Source organism: Pseudomonas sp. CBS, from assembly GCF_024734645.1.
Lineage (GTDB): Bacteria > Pseudomonadota > Gammaproteobacteria > Pseudomonadales > Pseudomonadaceae > Aquipseudomonas.
The window spans coordinates 765165-779483 of sequence record NZ_CP102929.1; the positions used below are offsets into that span (position 1 = coordinate 765165).

Annotated in this window: 14 protein-coding genes and 2 pseudogenes; 3 read left to right on the top strand and 13 right to left on the bottom strand. The window is 59.3% G+C overall.

Annotation, left to right across the window (positions count from 1 at the left end; translation table 11 throughout):
* Positions 1-301 precede the first annotated feature (301 nt).
* A pseudogene (locus NVB75_RS33275) lies at positions 302-539 on the top strand (dihydrolipoyl dehydrogenase); the annotation flags it as partial.
* Between the two features lie 208 nt (positions 540-747).
* Here the strand turns inward: NVB75_RS33275 and NVB75_RS03330 are convergent.
* Together NVB75_RS03330 and NVB75_RS03335 are read right to left on the bottom strand one after the other, a co-directional pair.
* Entirely contained in the window at positions 748-1974 is a 1227-nt protein-coding gene (locus NVB75_RS03330) for a multidrug effflux MFS transporter (RefSeq protein ID WP_258345972.1), read from the bottom strand.
* A 190-nt stretch (positions 1975-2164) separates the two neighbouring features.
* Positions 2165-2620, bottom strand: coding sequence for a MarR family winged helix-turn-helix transcriptional regulator (locus NVB75_RS03335; protein WP_258345973.1), 456 nt, complete (start codon positions 2618-2620; stop codon positions 2165-2167).
* Positions 2621-2678: 58 nt separating this feature from the next.
* Between NVB75_RS03335 and NVB75_RS03340 the strand changes: the two genes are divergently transcribed.
* Positions 2679-3239, top strand: coding sequence for a PaaI family thioesterase (locus NVB75_RS03340; RefSeq protein ID WP_258345974.1), 561 nt, complete (start codon positions 2679-2681; stop codon positions 3237-3239).
* Positions 3240-3328: 89 nt separating this feature from the next.
* Positions 3329-3496: pseudogene (locus tag NVB75_RS03345) on the top strand (aldo/keto reductase); the annotation flags it as partial.
* Between the two features lie 511 nt (positions 3497-4007).
* Here the strand turns inward: NVB75_RS03345 and NVB75_RS03350 are convergent.
* The 11 genes from NVB75_RS03350 to NVB75_RS03400 form a co-directional block, all read right to left on the bottom strand.
* Positions 4008-6020 (bottom strand): DNA topoisomerase III, encoded by a 2013-nt coding sequence (locus tag NVB75_RS03350; protein ID WP_258345975.1) that lies wholly within the window; start codon positions 6018-6020, stop codon positions 4008-4010.
* 290 nt (positions 6021-6310) lie between these two features.
* Positions 6311-6751: a single-stranded DNA-binding protein gene (locus NVB75_RS03355; protein WP_258345976.1), complete on the bottom strand. Its 441-nt coding sequence runs from the start codon at positions 6749-6751 to the stop codon at positions 6311-6313.
* 73 nt (positions 6752-6824) lie between these two features.
* Positions 6825-7352 (bottom strand): DUF3158 family protein, encoded by a 528-nt coding sequence (locus tag NVB75_RS03360; protein WP_258345977.1) that lies wholly within the window; start codon positions 7350-7352, stop codon positions 6825-6827.
* Positions 7349-8128: a PFL_4669 family integrating conjugative element protein gene (locus NVB75_RS03365; RefSeq protein ID WP_258345978.1), complete on the bottom strand. Its 780-nt coding sequence runs from the start codon at positions 8126-8128 to the stop codon at positions 7349-7351. Before NVB75_RS03365 ends, NVB75_RS03360 begins: the two co-directional genes overlap by 4 nt.
* Positions 8129-8449: 321 nt before the next feature.
* Positions 8450-9670: an STY4528 family pathogenicity island replication protein gene (locus NVB75_RS03370; protein WP_258345979.1), complete on the bottom strand. Its 1221-nt coding sequence runs from the start codon at positions 9668-9670 to the stop codon at positions 8450-8452.
* A gap of 3 nt (positions 9671-9673) precedes the next feature.
* Complete coding sequence (locus NVB75_RS03375) at positions 9674-10234, bottom strand: DUF2857 domain-containing protein (RefSeq protein ID WP_258345980.1); 561 nt, start codon at positions 10232-10234, stop codon at positions 9674-9676.
* Positions 10235-10249: 15 nt separating this feature from the next.
* Positions 10250-11893 carry a ParB family protein gene (locus NVB75_RS03380; RefSeq protein WP_258345982.1) on the bottom strand — a complete coding sequence of 548 codons (1644 nt, stop codon included), beginning with the start codon at positions 11891-11893 and terminating at the stop codon, positions 10250-10252.
* Positions 11886-12146 carry a hypothetical protein gene (locus tag NVB75_RS03385; RefSeq protein ID WP_258345984.1) on the bottom strand — a complete coding sequence of 87 codons (261 nt, stop codon included), beginning with the start codon at positions 12144-12146 and terminating at the stop codon, positions 11886-11888. Before NVB75_RS03385 ends, NVB75_RS03380 begins: the two co-directional genes overlap by 8 nt.
* Complete coding sequence (locus NVB75_RS03390; RefSeq protein WP_258345985.1) at positions 12130-13005, bottom strand: ParA family protein; 876 nt, start codon at positions 13003-13005, stop codon at positions 12130-12132. The genes NVB75_RS03385 and NVB75_RS03390 overlap by 17 nt, the downstream gene beginning before the upstream one ends.
* A 42-nt stretch (positions 13006-13047) precedes the next feature.
* Positions 13048-13260: an AlpA family transcriptional regulator gene (locus NVB75_RS03395; RefSeq protein WP_258345987.1), complete on the bottom strand. Its 213-nt coding sequence runs from the start codon at positions 13258-13260 to the stop codon at positions 13048-13050.
* A gap of 118 nt (positions 13261-13378) precedes the next feature.
* On the bottom strand, positions 13379-14083 hold the full coding sequence (locus NVB75_RS03400) for a hypothetical protein (protein ID WP_258348516.1): 705 nt from the start codon (positions 14081-14083) through the stop codon (positions 13379-13381).
* Between the last annotated feature and the right edge of the window lie 236 nt (positions 14084-14319).

Genomic DNA, 14319 nt, shown 5'->3' on the forward strand with positions numbered 1-14319 from the left:
ATTTGGTGTGACCGAAGTGAGTATATCCAGCTTTATGGCTTAAATAATGCCTTACCGATGGAGGCTTCTATAAGTACTTCAGCTCCAAGGAAACGCTTGCGGCTGAAGTCTTCAGCGTTTCATTTCCTACACGCTATGGTGCATGGGTGGCGCAAACCGCGCAGGGCTTGGGCGATGTTCCCCCTATTAATATTCAATCCCTCAGGAGCTTGTTTCTGCTCAAGAGCGCCTCTGTGCAATCGTTACGTTCAGTCATGACGCTGTGGGCGACCCGCTCCGAACAATTGACAGAATTTGGAGATTCCCGTTAGGCGCCAACGGTCGCTCAAAGGTCAATCACGAGACCGATGGTTTCGCTAAAGTTCTGGCCGATGCGTGAACAGGCTAAATCCTCGATGTGCATTTGGTCGGGCAGAAGGTCAGCGAAGTGACAACCGAGTTCTGCTTCGCTACGGAGTTTACGGCCTCCTGCCAAGACATCTTACTGATTAGTCACGCTCACCCTGCCGTGCTCCGAAGCGCTGCGCCAGGCTCAGTGAGCGTGATTATGCCGACGCAGTCTTGATGGCACCTTAAGCCCCAATAACAGATCAGCTTTGCGGGGAGGGGCCTTCGATGATGCCAAGAGACTCCTCCAAGCCACGGTTGGTGCTGTGCACCAACGCCACGATACCTTTGATCTGTATGCTGATTCTCCCGCTGTTGCTTGTATGGGAACGAGAACCAAGGTCCTCAGCACCTTGGCGTTTATTTCGTGAGACGTCCCCGTAGAAGGAACAGCGCAAGCGCGAGCAGGCAGGTTGTCGTCTGTACACTGCCTAGGGCCGTGACCGGTGCAAATGTTAGTACCGATACCAGCCAGGTACTTAGTGCAGCCGCCCCCATGGAATAAAAGCCCAGCAGGGCGGAAGCCATCCCGGCTTCCTTGCCGAAAGGCCCCATTGTGATGGCTGTGCCCAGTGGGTTCGCCAGGCCCATGCCCCAAAGAAACGTGACCATTGAAACGGCATACCACCCAAGGCTTGGATCTGATGGACCTGCGAGGAGTAGCCCTGCGCCTGTCAGTGCACAGGCAATGCCGAGTGTGGTAATGAGTCTCGGCCCGTAACGGTGCGCCAGGCGCGGGGCCGCCATGCCAGCTGCGAACACCACAAATACCGTGCAGGCGAAGTACAGACCTGTCTGCAATGACGTCAGGCCAATCCCTTTCATCAAAATAGCGGGTGCAGCGGCGAACGACGCGAACAGTCCGCTCATCAGCAGGCTCATCGAAAGGGCCGGTAGGATGAAACGCCGATCCAGCGTCAACCGCCCATAGGCTACCACTACACTCTTAGCTGAATGGGGCGCGCGTCGGTCTGCTGGATGAGTTTCACCAAGGCCGCGCACATAGAAAAAGGCGAGCGCTACAGCGGCTAGCCCTACCAAGATAAAAATCGCCCGCCATCCAAGCATCACCGACAGTAGGCTCCCGGCCAGTGGTGAAAAACCTGGGGCTGCGGCGGTGGCGATCATGGTCAGTGACAAGGCACGAGCGAGATCCTCTCCCTCAAACAGATCCCTTGCGATCGCGCGCGACAACACAGAGGTGGCGCACACGCCCAATGCCTGAATAACGCGCCCCGCAATTAGCGTATCGAGTGTGGTGGCGAGGCCTCCAATGACTGTGCCCACAACGAAGATCGAGAGTCCGCCCAGGATCAGCTTCTTGCGCCCGTAGCGATCAGCTAGTGGCCCGACTATCAGTTGGCCCAGTGCGAAGGCGATGAAGAAGCTGGACAGTGTCAAGCCGAGCTCGCGAGCGCCTACCCCCAAGTCTTCACCGATGACAGGGAACGCCGGCAGGATGATGTTCGTGGACAGCGTGCTGATAGCCGCTAAACCCGCGAGCAGTGCCACAATTCTCCCGGTCAGTGGCTGGCTAATTGGCGGCAATTGCACTTCGGCAACTGCCAGTGTGCCCTTAGCTTCCATGCGTCATCTCCCGTGCCCGCTGCATAAAATGATCGGGGGGCGTCGAATTGCAGGCGAACCTTTCGGTGAGCGAAGGATGTGCTTTTGACAGGCCACTTGAATTGAAGAGTGGACAAAAGTTGCCATGGATTTAGAACCTCTGGATTTTTTATTTTCAAGGGCATTCAAGTTCAAGCTTGGGCGCGAAAAATCATGACCCTGGTGTGTCATCCGCATCGTCGCCAAGGCACTGGATGCAGGCATCCAGAAGATTGTGCAATTCAGCCACGCGCTCGATGCCTAATAGCTCGTTGAGTGCTGTTTGGGCGATCCGCCAGGCGCGCTGTCCCTCCGCTTGCTTAGCGTGTCCAGCCTCAGTCGCCTCGACAAGGCGGCTTCGAGAATCATCACCTGCACCCACCTTCAGCAAGCCTTGGGCAGCTAAAGGCTGAAGGTTCCTAGTTAAAGTCGAAGCATCCATCTGCATTCGCTTTGCCAGATCGCTTGGACGAATTGGGCCTAGTCTGACGACATACGATAGCAGCGCGTACTGCGTGTTTTTCAACCCGGTTTCTGCGACGTAGTGGTCGTAGTGGCGCGTCACCATGCGAGTGAGCTGGCGAAGCTTAAGGTTGGTGCATCCTTGTGGCTTGATCGGTTTCTTCATGCGGTATATTGTACCTGCAACTATTGCATATACAAGTATGTTGAGGGGGGAGTCGCTGATGGATGTTGATCAGACCGTTGCGCAATGGATTGAGGAGGAGCACAGAGTCCGGGCTCGTCTTCAGCCAGTTGATGTGATGCCGAGAGGACAGGCTTTCAGCCTTACGGGGATGGAAGTATTTGAGGCGATTTTCGCCGGGGAGTTGCCACCTCCCCCTATCGGAGACACCCTCGACTTTGTGGCAATTCACATGGAACCCGGAGTCGCTGTCTTTCAGGGGCGGCCCGGGCGTAGGCATTACAATCCTTTGGGCACGGTGCACGGTGGCTGGTTCGCAACGCTACTGGACTCGGCAGTGGGTTGCGCCGTGCATACAACTCTGGCTGTAGGCAAAGGCTACACCACGCTTGAACTGAAGCTGAATGTGGTACGTGCCTTGACCGATGCGGTGCCGTTGGTGCGTGCTGAGGGGAGGGTGATTCATGTCGGAAGCCAGGTCGCCACGGCTGAGGGACGGATTGTCGGCCCCGATGGGAAGCTATACGCGCACGCCACCACGACCTGCCTAATTTTCGATCACCCCACAGCTTCTTCGATGAGCACTAGTGGCCGCGGCTGACATCGTTGTTTTGGGGCCGGCCCGGACGCCGATAGGTACCTGCTGCGGTTGCGTGCTGAACTGCTCCTGGTGTGATTAAAAGAGCAAACATGCAATACCTTTCATTCGGCAAGACGGGCTTGCAGGTTTCGCAGGTAGCTTTTGGTACGGGCAATTTCGGTACAGGCTGTGGCCATGGCGCCGATCAGGGTACCAGCAATGCAATTTTCAACGCGTACGTCGAAGCGGGCGGCAATTTTATCGATACCGAAGACGTTTAGTCCTTTGTGCTTGAGTGGCCTGAACGCTCGCGTGGAGGAGAAAAAGGCGCCGAAGACTCTGGAGCCTTCGGCTTGGGTAAGATTAGAGCCACCCGTGGATTGATTGGCAGTCTTGCTCGTCGCTAGAGCCGCCTGCTTCAGCAATCACACCCGGCCCGTGTCGTGGCTGGGGCCGGCATCGTCTGGCGCACATCCGCACACAAAGGGAGCCCATTTTTGCGCCGGCGGGCACCGGCAACGAATACCGCTGACCACGGAGGGTCTCCCGATGGCTCGCGCGGTAGGCGAGGCATCGGGAGACCCTTCGCGATGGGCGGAAGAAACGCAGATCAGAAAGGCGCGCGTGGCGCGACTTTTGGAAGAGTTACCTTCAGGTCCCAAGGCCGCGGGCGGCTGGACGGGACGCGCACATGGATCAAGAAGGCGTTGCGCGCTGGGTGTCCCGCAGGGCGTGCGGGACTCGAGCCATGCCGCCGAAGGCGAGCACGGCTCACGGGGACAGGGTCGGTCAGGAGCCTTTGCGGCCGCCACGGCGTGGGCGAGAGGCTGCGCACTTGGACGTACCGGACTGGACTGGCAGCGTGCCTTTGCATTCAGGGTAGCGACTACACGACCAGAACGGGCCATTTTTGCCCCTGCGCTGACGGGTAAATGCGCGGCATTGCGGGCACGGCGGACCTTCGGGCACCTTAATGGGCAGGGGCGTGCTACCGTACTGCGCGATCAACTGTGAAATCCACGCGGCCTGCTTGCTGATAAAAACCTCCAAGGTTAGCTGCCCGATTTCGATCATATCCAACGCCTGTTCCCAGACGGCGGTAGTACCTGGATCGGCAATCGCCGCAGGTACGGCATCAATGAGGGTGAAGGCCGCGTCCGAGGCGCGAATCGCGCGCCCCTTTTTCACGATATAGCCACGTGCGATCAGGCCGCTGATGATGTTGGCCCTCGTCGCCTCGGTGCCAATGCCAACTGTATCCTTGAGTTTCTGCTTCAAGCGGGGATCGGACACCAGCTTGGCAACGCCCTTCATGGACTTGACCAACTCGCCCTGCGTGTAGGGTCGCGGTGGCAGTGTCTTTAGCGCCTTCAGATCGATACCGGCCACTTGGCACTCCAGGCCCTCGCGCAGCACGGGCAAAACCTGACTGCGCGCAGCTGTATTACCGTTCTCATCTATCTGAGGCTCGGCCAGAACGAGGCGCCAGCCCTTCATCACGACCTGCTTGCCGGTTGCAGTGAGTTGCTGCTGGCCGCAAGAGAAATTCACCACGGTGCGGTCAAACTCGTGGTGAGGAAGGAACTGCGCGAGGTAATGCGCCCGGATGAGCCTGTACACCGCCAGCTCCTTCTCACTCATAGCCGAAAGGTTCGCCGGTTCGAGCGTTGGGATAATGCCGTGGTGCGCTGATACCTTCGCGTCGTTCCATGCGCGCGAGCGCACGGAGCGGTCGAGATGGTCCATGATCAGTCGCAACGAGGCATCTGTCTTGAGCAGGCTGTCGAGGACCGTGGGCACCTCGGCGAACATGCTTTCGGGTAGGTAGCCAGAATCCGAACGGGGGTAGGTAGTGGCTTTGTGCGTTTCGTACAGGGCCTGGGCGATGTCCAAAGTTTCCTGCACGTCCAGCCCAAGCTGCTTGGAACACACCTCCTGCAAGGTACCTAGATCGAACGGCAGCGGCGGGCCTTCCCGCACGCGCTCGGTTTCGACCGAGACTACCTCGGCGCTGCCGGCCGCATGGATCTGCTGCGCGGCCTGCTGTGCCTTCGGCTGCTGCAAGCAGCGGCCGCTGTCGTCGCTGCAGGTGTCGGGTGAGACCCACTGCGCGCTGAAAGCCTGGCCGCCTGCGGACAAGGATACGTCGATGGCCCAGTACGGCACGGAGACGAAGGCAGCGATCTCTCGGTCGCGGTCCACCACCAGCTTGAGCGTCGGGGTCTGAACGCGACCGACCGACAGCACCCCGTCGTAGCCAGCCTGGCGCCCCAGTACCGTGAATAACCGGCTGAGGTTCATGCCCACGAGCCAGTCGGCGCGCGAGCGCGCCAGCGCCGAGTAATACATCGGCAGCGTCGCGGCTGAGGGCCGAAGCTTGCCGAGCGCAGCGCGGATCGACGCATCGTTAAGCGCCGACAGCCACAGCCGTTCGATGGGACCACGGTAGCCGCACAGTTCGATGATCTCGCGTGCGATCAACTCGCCCTCGCGGTCGGCATCCGTGGCAATAACCACTTGGGTTGCCTTCGCCAGGAGCGCCTTGACGACTTTAAATTGTGTGGCGGTCTTCGGTTTAACCTCGACCCGCCAATGCTCGGGGATGATAGGCAACTGCTCGATGGACCAGCGCTTGAGCTGTTCGTCATAGGCCTCGGGTGGTGCCGCTTCGACGAGATGGCCGATGCACCAGGTGACGGTGACGCAGGAACCGTTGAGGCAGCCCTCGCCGCGCTGCATGGCGCCGAGAATCCGGCCAATATCTTTGCCCTGGGAGGGCTTCTCGCACAAGAACAGCCGCATGTCCGTCCGCTCGATTTGCGTGGTTGATTGAGTTGCTGGAATCGAGGATGCCGAGCGTTATAAAGTGTCGCAGCAAACAAGCCGCTTGCCGTGGCGACCACTTTGCACGATGGCATGGCCTGAATGGGGATCGAACATGGCCGAAGGTGTGCGAGTCGCAAGCTGCGATTAGCCGGTGCGAGTGGAGATCGGTGGATTGCTATCGAGCGATCCCCAGGGGATAGCTCGCGAGTGAGTGAGTTAGTGAGTGGAGGGCGGCGAACAACTGCTGCCGTCGCCCTCCGTGAGGTTCACTTCCTGCGCTTGACCTCTTTCGGCGGACTCGAATCCTGGGCGGCTTGGGGCTTAGCCTCTGCCTCCTGGGATTTCGGGCTGAGGGCCACTGACTCGATGCGGTACGGCAGGATGCCGACGCTGCGGGCGTTGATCTGCCAGGTTTCGCGTGGCTGATCCTCGTTGTCAGTCCAAGATTCACGCTCCATGCGGCCGACAACTAGAACGCGCATGCCTTTCTGGTACAGATCCTTCCAGTGCTCGGCATCGCGGTGCCAGAGTTCAACGGGCGCCCAAAAGCCTCCCCGATCCTCGAAGGATCCGTCCTTCTTGGGAACGGGGTTATCGAAATAGACGTTCAGGCGCAGGAGGCGGCTTGGCTCGTCGTTGCCGTTGGCGAATTCGCGGTACTCCGGTGGCGAACCAATGTTGCCTTCGCCAGAATAATACGTGCTCATGGTGCAATCTCCGTGTTGGTTGAAATGCTCGTGCTTCTTCGGCCCCAGGCGCGTGCACGAATGCAGGGCGCAGTCACTGATCGTGCATCCCGGCATGAAGGGACATGAGCCGCCGCAGATAAACGGCATCCGCTTCGCCGGCCTTGCTGGCGCATTCTTGTGCTTGCCTGCCAAGGGTGTGCAGCAGACTGATCTGCATGTTTAACGTGATGCGCTGAAGCTCGATCGCGTGCAGATCGGCCAGCAGATTGACCGGCGTGCTGGTGCTGGCGATCAACTCCTGCCACAACGCTACGCCCATGGCCGATCTGTCGGGCCTGCGCCAGCGCAGAAAGGCCGTGCCTGCGCCAGTGGACTGCTGGGCCAGCTCAACGGGCAGCAGGTGGAAGGGATGCCCACATGCCTGGGGCAGCACCTGCCGCTGCGCCAGGGCGATCAAATCGTCGCGCATGGCAAAGCACTGGCTGGCCCACGTCTCCAGTGCTCCCTTACCTTTAAAAGGCTTTAAAAGGCCTTTTAGAGAGGCCGCGTGTTCCAGCCTCATGAAGGCAGTCTGTTGCAAACTTTGGAAGTAGAGCGTTTGCCGGTCCAGAGCGTTCATGCCGACTCTCCGTCGTCGGTGGTGGCCTCAGTCGGCCGGGCGATGGTGGCTTCTTCGTCTGGGAGGACCGCTGCAGCAGAACGCTCACTGCGCTGCTGCAGGCTATGGCGCACGATTGGCGGCGAGAACCTCGAGCGTCGCGTGCCTTCGAGTACGTCCTGCGGCAACTCGCCGAACTTCTCCAGCGCGACCAGCGCAGCCGCATTCTTCGCCGTGAAATCATCGCGGGTGCAGCCCGAATAGCGGTATTGCTGTGCCAAGCTGAACAGGCTACGCAGCGCATGTGCGCCCTCGTTGAGCCAGCGCTCCAGCGTGCTGCGGTCAATGAGTGCGGTGTGATGGGCAAGGATCAACTTGCGAGCGATGTCGTCATAGTCGGCTACGAGATAGACCGCAGCAAAGCCGAGCTGGGCGTTGACAAAGAGCGGCAATTTAACCGGCTGCACGTTGAGGTTCTCGCCTAAGCTCAACCCGGCGGGGACACCTGCCAATGCCTGGTCCACATGATCGCGCAACGATTGCAACGTGGCCTTGGTCTGATCGAGTTTTTCTTCGATGCGCAGCATCCACCAGTCGCTGTACGGATCGTCCTGCTCCGAGCCGCGTTTCATCTTGTTCATCACCGCGATGTAGCCGTTCAGGCCGACGATGCCCGGTCGCCCCTCAGCGGCAGCGCGGCCATGCCAGATGCGGGAAGCGTGATGAGTGTGCAGCGTCAGCGACATCGCACTGCGTAGGGAACCGAGATTCAGTTGCAGAGGGTCATTGGTTGCCATGGTGTCCGTTCGCTTTGGGAAAAGGAGCGGTCAGCATCGGCATTCGGCGGAAGGCCGTCAGTCAACAAACGGAAATTGGCCAATCCCTGGTTTAAGGTGTGGCCGCTACGAGTTGCATGATCTATCCCCAGGGGATAGCCCCCATGGCGCGCCAAGGAGCGCTGTTTGCCTAGGACAGATCGCACACATATGATCCAGTGCATGGCCGCCCAATGCCTGTCTTATATCTGCTCGGCGTCCTGCACGTCTGTGCGTCTATCCCCTGGGGATGCCGCTACTGACAACCGAGGGCATCTACTTCGTGATCTTGCGGCCCGAAAATCAGGTCTTGCCCAGAAGGCTGCGCAGCCGTTCTATGTGCTGGCGAGCTACCTCGATCGGGACGCCATCGTGTGGCGCCGCGGGTGGGCCATCGCACTCGGCGGCAGGTGTCAGCGGCACTGTACCGGCTTGCTTGGCCCATGCGTTGAACTCGCCCCGGATGGCGCGCTGGATGATGCCGAACAAATAACCTGCTGGGTTGCGAATGGTTGAGCCTCGACAGCGATCCGCCCATTCGTCCAGCACGGCTTGCCTCAGTGGAGCATCAACCTGCTGTAACGCCACCAGCGCGCCGGCCTGCTGCTCTTGCTTAAGGCTGAGGAAGCGATCAGGCATCCGAACACCCGGTATCGCACGCGCATGCCCACGCTCATGCGCGGTACGTACTTCATGATTACTTTTACTACGTAGAGTACGGTCCTGCTTCGGACTCCGAAGAGCGCCGTCCGGCGGGGTTTTCAGCCATGCTTCGGATTCCGAAGAATGCTGTTCGCCATTCCGAAGAGGGCTCAGAGCCCCTTCTTCGGATTCATGGGGCGCGTCTTCTTTGGGATAACTCTCAGAGGCAGCGATGCCCTGTTGGGCCAAGCGTTCGGCAAGCACCTGCAGCCGCGATGGCAGTGTGCGGCCCGACAGCAGCGGGTCCTCCGCGATTTCCTTAAGTGTGTTGAGTCCTACCATCTGTACGGCCTTCGCAGAATGGCCCAGTGATTGGCAGACCAGTTCCAGGTATTCGGCGTCAAGCTGCATCGCCTCGAACGGGGTCAAGGACTCATCGTGCAAGACATAAAGGTTGCCGAGGATGCGTCCGGTTTTGGGGTCGCGGCGTCTGCGCACGAGGCTCAACCAGCGTGTCAGGCGCAACAGCGTCAAAGCGCGTGCCACGGTCTCATGGGAGGCTTGTCCGGAACAGGGTGTAGACGCGAGCCATGGCCGAAGTTGCTCGTACGTGGGGAACGCGGTGACGCCATCCTCGTTGAGCATCATCCGGAACACTTGCCACGCATTGCGTTCCAATGGCGTCAGCCTTCGATCTAGGAATAGCCGCCGTGGTGTGCTCTCGTGCCGATTGCCGCTGAACAGGAAGCCATCTCCGGACGTACGCGCAGGCGCGGGCTCGCTGGTTTTAGTCGTGAGGTCTTTCAGCGCGCTGTCCAACAAATCGGATAGGGCAAGGGGACCTTGGCGTGGTGCTCGCGGTGCTGCCTCTTCCACGATCATGGGTCAACCCAAACCTTCGTCTATCCATTTCTTGATTGCGGCCCAGACGACGGACAGCGGCAGTGACATGGCTTCTGCCAAATCCATGGCCGCATCGAGAAGCGAGGTATCGTCCTCCAGATTGACGTTTCTGCTGCTGGTCAGGGCCTTCCACTGCCGCCACAGCTCCGTGTCCTGTGCTTCATCTAAAACGGCATGGCGCCCCTTGCGCTTGGGCAGGCCAAGGACTTCGCGGCGAAGGGCGACCTCCTGATGGGTCAGACCGTAGAAGCGGCTCACCATCTCCGTACTTGCTGCCAGCCTGAGCATGCGATCAACCGTGGCGATTTCCTTCTCCACGTCCTTTGCTTGTCTGAGCAGCCGAAGAAGCACGTCGCGATTGACCGTCACGGAACACCACGCGACGCTGGCGTTTGCCAGTACGCTGACAAGCACCGGGTGTTTAAGCGCGTCGAGCTCTTGCTCACCGAACCCCATTGATTTGCAGCGACGCAATTGCCCATTGCGCAGGTCGTAGAGTGCCTGGGCGATGACCGCTTGGTTGAGGGGGTGTGGTGCAGACATGCTGGTTTTCCTCGTTCAAGAATCGCGATCTGTGGCACCGGCTTCCAGATCCAGCAACCTTCGGGCCAGCCGCAGCAAACGGAACAGCTTGACCAGGGCGGTATCGCTCAATCGCCTGGTGACATCGTCTTGACCGTGTAGCAGGGTCGGCAGATCGTTGACGAGTTGCTCGTTGCGGTCAGCATCGGCCGGCCGCTGACCGGCCAGAGATCCCAGCAGCGTCAGCACGGCGTGTCCAGGCGGGCAGGGGAGCTGGGTGCGGCATGCGAACCCGATGCCGTCGGCACGCTCCTCAATGAGCTCGTCCAAGGCGGCCTCTCCGGCGATCTCGCGCGCGAACTGCGCAATATGGACGCGTAGTCGGTCAGGCGCGTCCAGGCCGGGGTCGATGTACCAAATATCGGAGATCGGATAGAGGCCACCGGCCTGCACCGGGATGGACTCTAATACGTTGGCTGAGAAGTCTGGCGGTAGCGCGTCGCCTAACTGATCCGCGATCATCCGCTGGATGGATTGAAGCCGCTCTGTCGTTGGTGCGGGTGAGACGATATGGTCTAGCACCAGCTCTCCAGGTGCTGCCGAAGGATTTCCGGCGGCCGTTATGCCAGCGGTTGTATCATTTTGGAGCGTCAGGGGGGCGCTTGTAGATCGCGTTGTTTTTGGCGAAGGCGTATCTATGGTCGGCGCCGGTCCAACGGGTGGACACGCGATGGCTCCAGGCTCAGGCAATGCGGACGGTGTCGACGGTGGAGTCGGATCGCTGAAAAGCGCACGGTGGCGGCTCTCAGATTCGTTTAGGTCCAAGGCCAGCACGTCGTAATTGACGCCCAGCAGATCTGACATCTGGCCGATCAGTTCGTCCTGCACACGCTGCGGAGCGAATTCATCCGCCTTGACGTCGAACTGCGAAAGCACCTCTTGGAAGAAGTTGTAGAAGTCCAATGGAAGGGAGCGGCCTTTGGCGTAATGCTCCCAGGTGCGCTCGCAGGCCCTGCGCATAACCGATAGCCGCTCGACTTGGTGGCGTCCCAGGCCTCCATAGAGCACGGTCGGAATAGCAGGCAGTAGGTAGCGTACCGCGTCGGCCATGCGGCTGATATGCGACTGCTGTACGGGGTAGCCGTCAGCGGTCAGACGGCGGGCCAATTCAGACTGACTCAGCGGGCCGCCGCTTTCCTCTTCATAGAACTGGCGGGCCTTTTCGATGCCCAAGGCGCGCTCGATGAAGGTCAGCCCGCCCCTTAGCTCGTTCTCGGCTAGGTGTCCGGTCAGCGCGACAATTTCCCCTCGCGCGGGCCAGGGGCGGAACAGGCACGATATACGAAAGAAGCGCTCGTCCTTCGTCTCTGTCCAGAGTTCACGCAGGATCGCGAGTCGCGTATTGCCACCGTTACGAATGATGTAATGCCCGTCGCCGGGCCGGCGCGTGATAGCTGGCGCCGCATCCAGGCCACGCTCACGGATGGACGCTTTGATTTCTTCATAGGCCGGGTTGCGCTTCATGCGCGGGTCGTGGTCGTAGGGACGCAACTGGTCCAGAGTTACTACCATCGGCGTGTCGGCAATAGGGTCGGTCAAGACCGTGGCCGATGGACCGCTGCGCTCGAACCCGGCGGCAATCAGTCTGCCGGCCATGTCCTGGGAAGTCATATCAGCCATGGCTGCATCCCTCGCTATTGACGGCCCGAGCCATTCGGGCCTCGCGCTCGGCGCGGCGGATCTGCGCACGGGCGTTGAGTGTCGCCCGGTGGTCGCTTGCGGTTGAACTGGCGTAGATGGCGGCGCAGCCGACCTTCGTGAACTTGAGGTGTCCGCCAGGTGTGCGCTTAACGTGCCAACCCTCGCTCACCGCAAACTCGATCAGGGCGTGCAGCCGCTTGTTGCCTCGGGCTAGTTCACGTGCGTTCGCCATGCGGGCTCCCAGTTTCTAGAAGACGTGATGGATGGCCGGATATACGCACAAACCTGTCTTGCCACTGAGGGAACAATTCGCCAGCGAGCGCGCGCATGGTGTCGAGCGCGGCGGGTGCAACTCTGCCCGTTGGCTGGCGATGCTCGACGCGATGCACCGGTAGACCACGGGTAGCGGCGCGCGGATAAGCTTCGATCGCCGGCACGTCGGTGCCTAGCACGCAAATGCCGGCATGATCTTGGAACAGGTCGCGCAGCGCTTGCTGAATCAGCCGCGCGTTAGCGGATACAGGATGGACGCGATTTATGAGTAGATGCAGCTGTGGCGGTTCGATGCCGAGGTGGCGGTACGGTGCGATTTCCTCCAGTAACTGCATCGTGCCACGCCGCAACTCACGTGCCGCAAGGATTTCCGGAGTCACAGGTGACAGTGCCAGGTCGGAAGCCAACACTGCCATCTCTAATAGCACCGACCGTGCACCCTGAGTATCGATCAATACCAGATCATAAAATGGTGCCAGCGCTGGTAGCAGGTGGCGCAGCCGCAGGCGCCCATCTGGAGCATGCAAGAGCAAGGTATTCAGCTCGCCTCGATGGTCGTTCGAGAGCACAAGGTCCAGGCCCGTGATGATTGTGCGGGACACGAGTCGACCAAGGTCGCGCTCGTTAAACGCCAATAGCTCGTAGATGCCACCTGGTGCACGGTGCGCCAACTCGTAGTAGGACGACAACGTGGGCTGTACGTCGACGTCGAGCAACAGAACGCGCAAGCCTGCGTCGGCGGCGAGCCCACCAAGGTTGGCGGCCGTGGTCGTTTTACCAACGCCGCCTTTTGTCGAAATAATGGATACAACCTGCATGGCGCTCTCCGTCTGGTTATGGGGAATTCGAGGGAGAGCGGGTCAGGTGCGGTTGTTGAGCCGCTCTTCGATCCATTGGTTGATCTCGACCGAATCCCAACCCACCGCGCGCACGCCCAAGCGAATCGCCTGTGGGAACTGGCGCTTCTTCATAAGGTTGTAGATGTGGGCGCGTTTGAAGCCGGACTTTGTCTGGACTTCATCAAGCCGCAGAATGCGGCGCTCGTGCGATGGCAATACAGGTGCTTGCGACATAGAGGTCACTCCTGAACGCTCAGTGGCGTTTGTTGGTGTGAGGTCTATTCAATAGATCTGATCGCGAAAATACATTGCATATGCAATCTCCGAGATTGCATATACAAGGTGGAAAACTTTACGGTACCGCGCTATGGACATTTTTCCTGGCATTGGCAAACTTGCCATTCAATGTTCGTTCTGTGATGCCCATGGTTCCGCTGTAATGGGCAAGAAGGGCAGTGACTATCGACTCCTGGGTTTTGAATACTGAATAAGGCGTGCCCGATGGGGACTGTCCGAGCATCAGCGTAACCATCCCGCCGATGATGTTCAGATAGGTGGTCTCTGCTCGATCGCTGATGACGGACTGTTTGGCAGCTCCTTGAATAGTGGACTGCTTGAGCAGGGCTTGGTGTCGCACTTGCAATTCCTGCATCTGACTACGGGTGCCGTCCAGTGCGGCCTGGAGAGCTAGCCGCTCCATTAAAAGAGCTTGCCCGGTCTCCATACTGATAAAGGGGTGTGCCATGCGTTCGCTGCGGCTGAACAGAAAGCCTGGCCGATGCTCGGGATAATGGGTGCACATCCATCGTTTCAGATCGACATGGCGAATGGTTAGATCTGGCGAACTTATCAGGTCAGGGTCATTAACGGTGATCCCATTCTTACCGAACGAAAGTTCAGTATTCAGGATGCCATCGTAGATGCGTTCCATGTAAAGACAGCACTCGCTCCATCGCGGGCAATCCAACGTCTGCGGTAGGCAATTCGGCAAAGTGATTGCGGAGATGATCATCGGCTTGTATCGCAGCAGCCCGGCCCATCGTATGGCTGCTTCGATGGGACGGTAAAATACCTTCGATAATGGGGGGAGTTGTGCATGCCCGTCTCCTTACGGAAGTGCTGTATCACTGGCACCAGGCAGCCCTAAAGCGGGCTGCTATCCGTTAAACCCGTGACTAATGTCTAGTCCTTGATGGACAAAACGTATTATCCGTAGAGGGTGGTCGTCTTTGTTGCTCCAATGCGAGACTTCAACAATTGCTGGCGCACCGCTGGCTCGCGAGAGGCACGTTC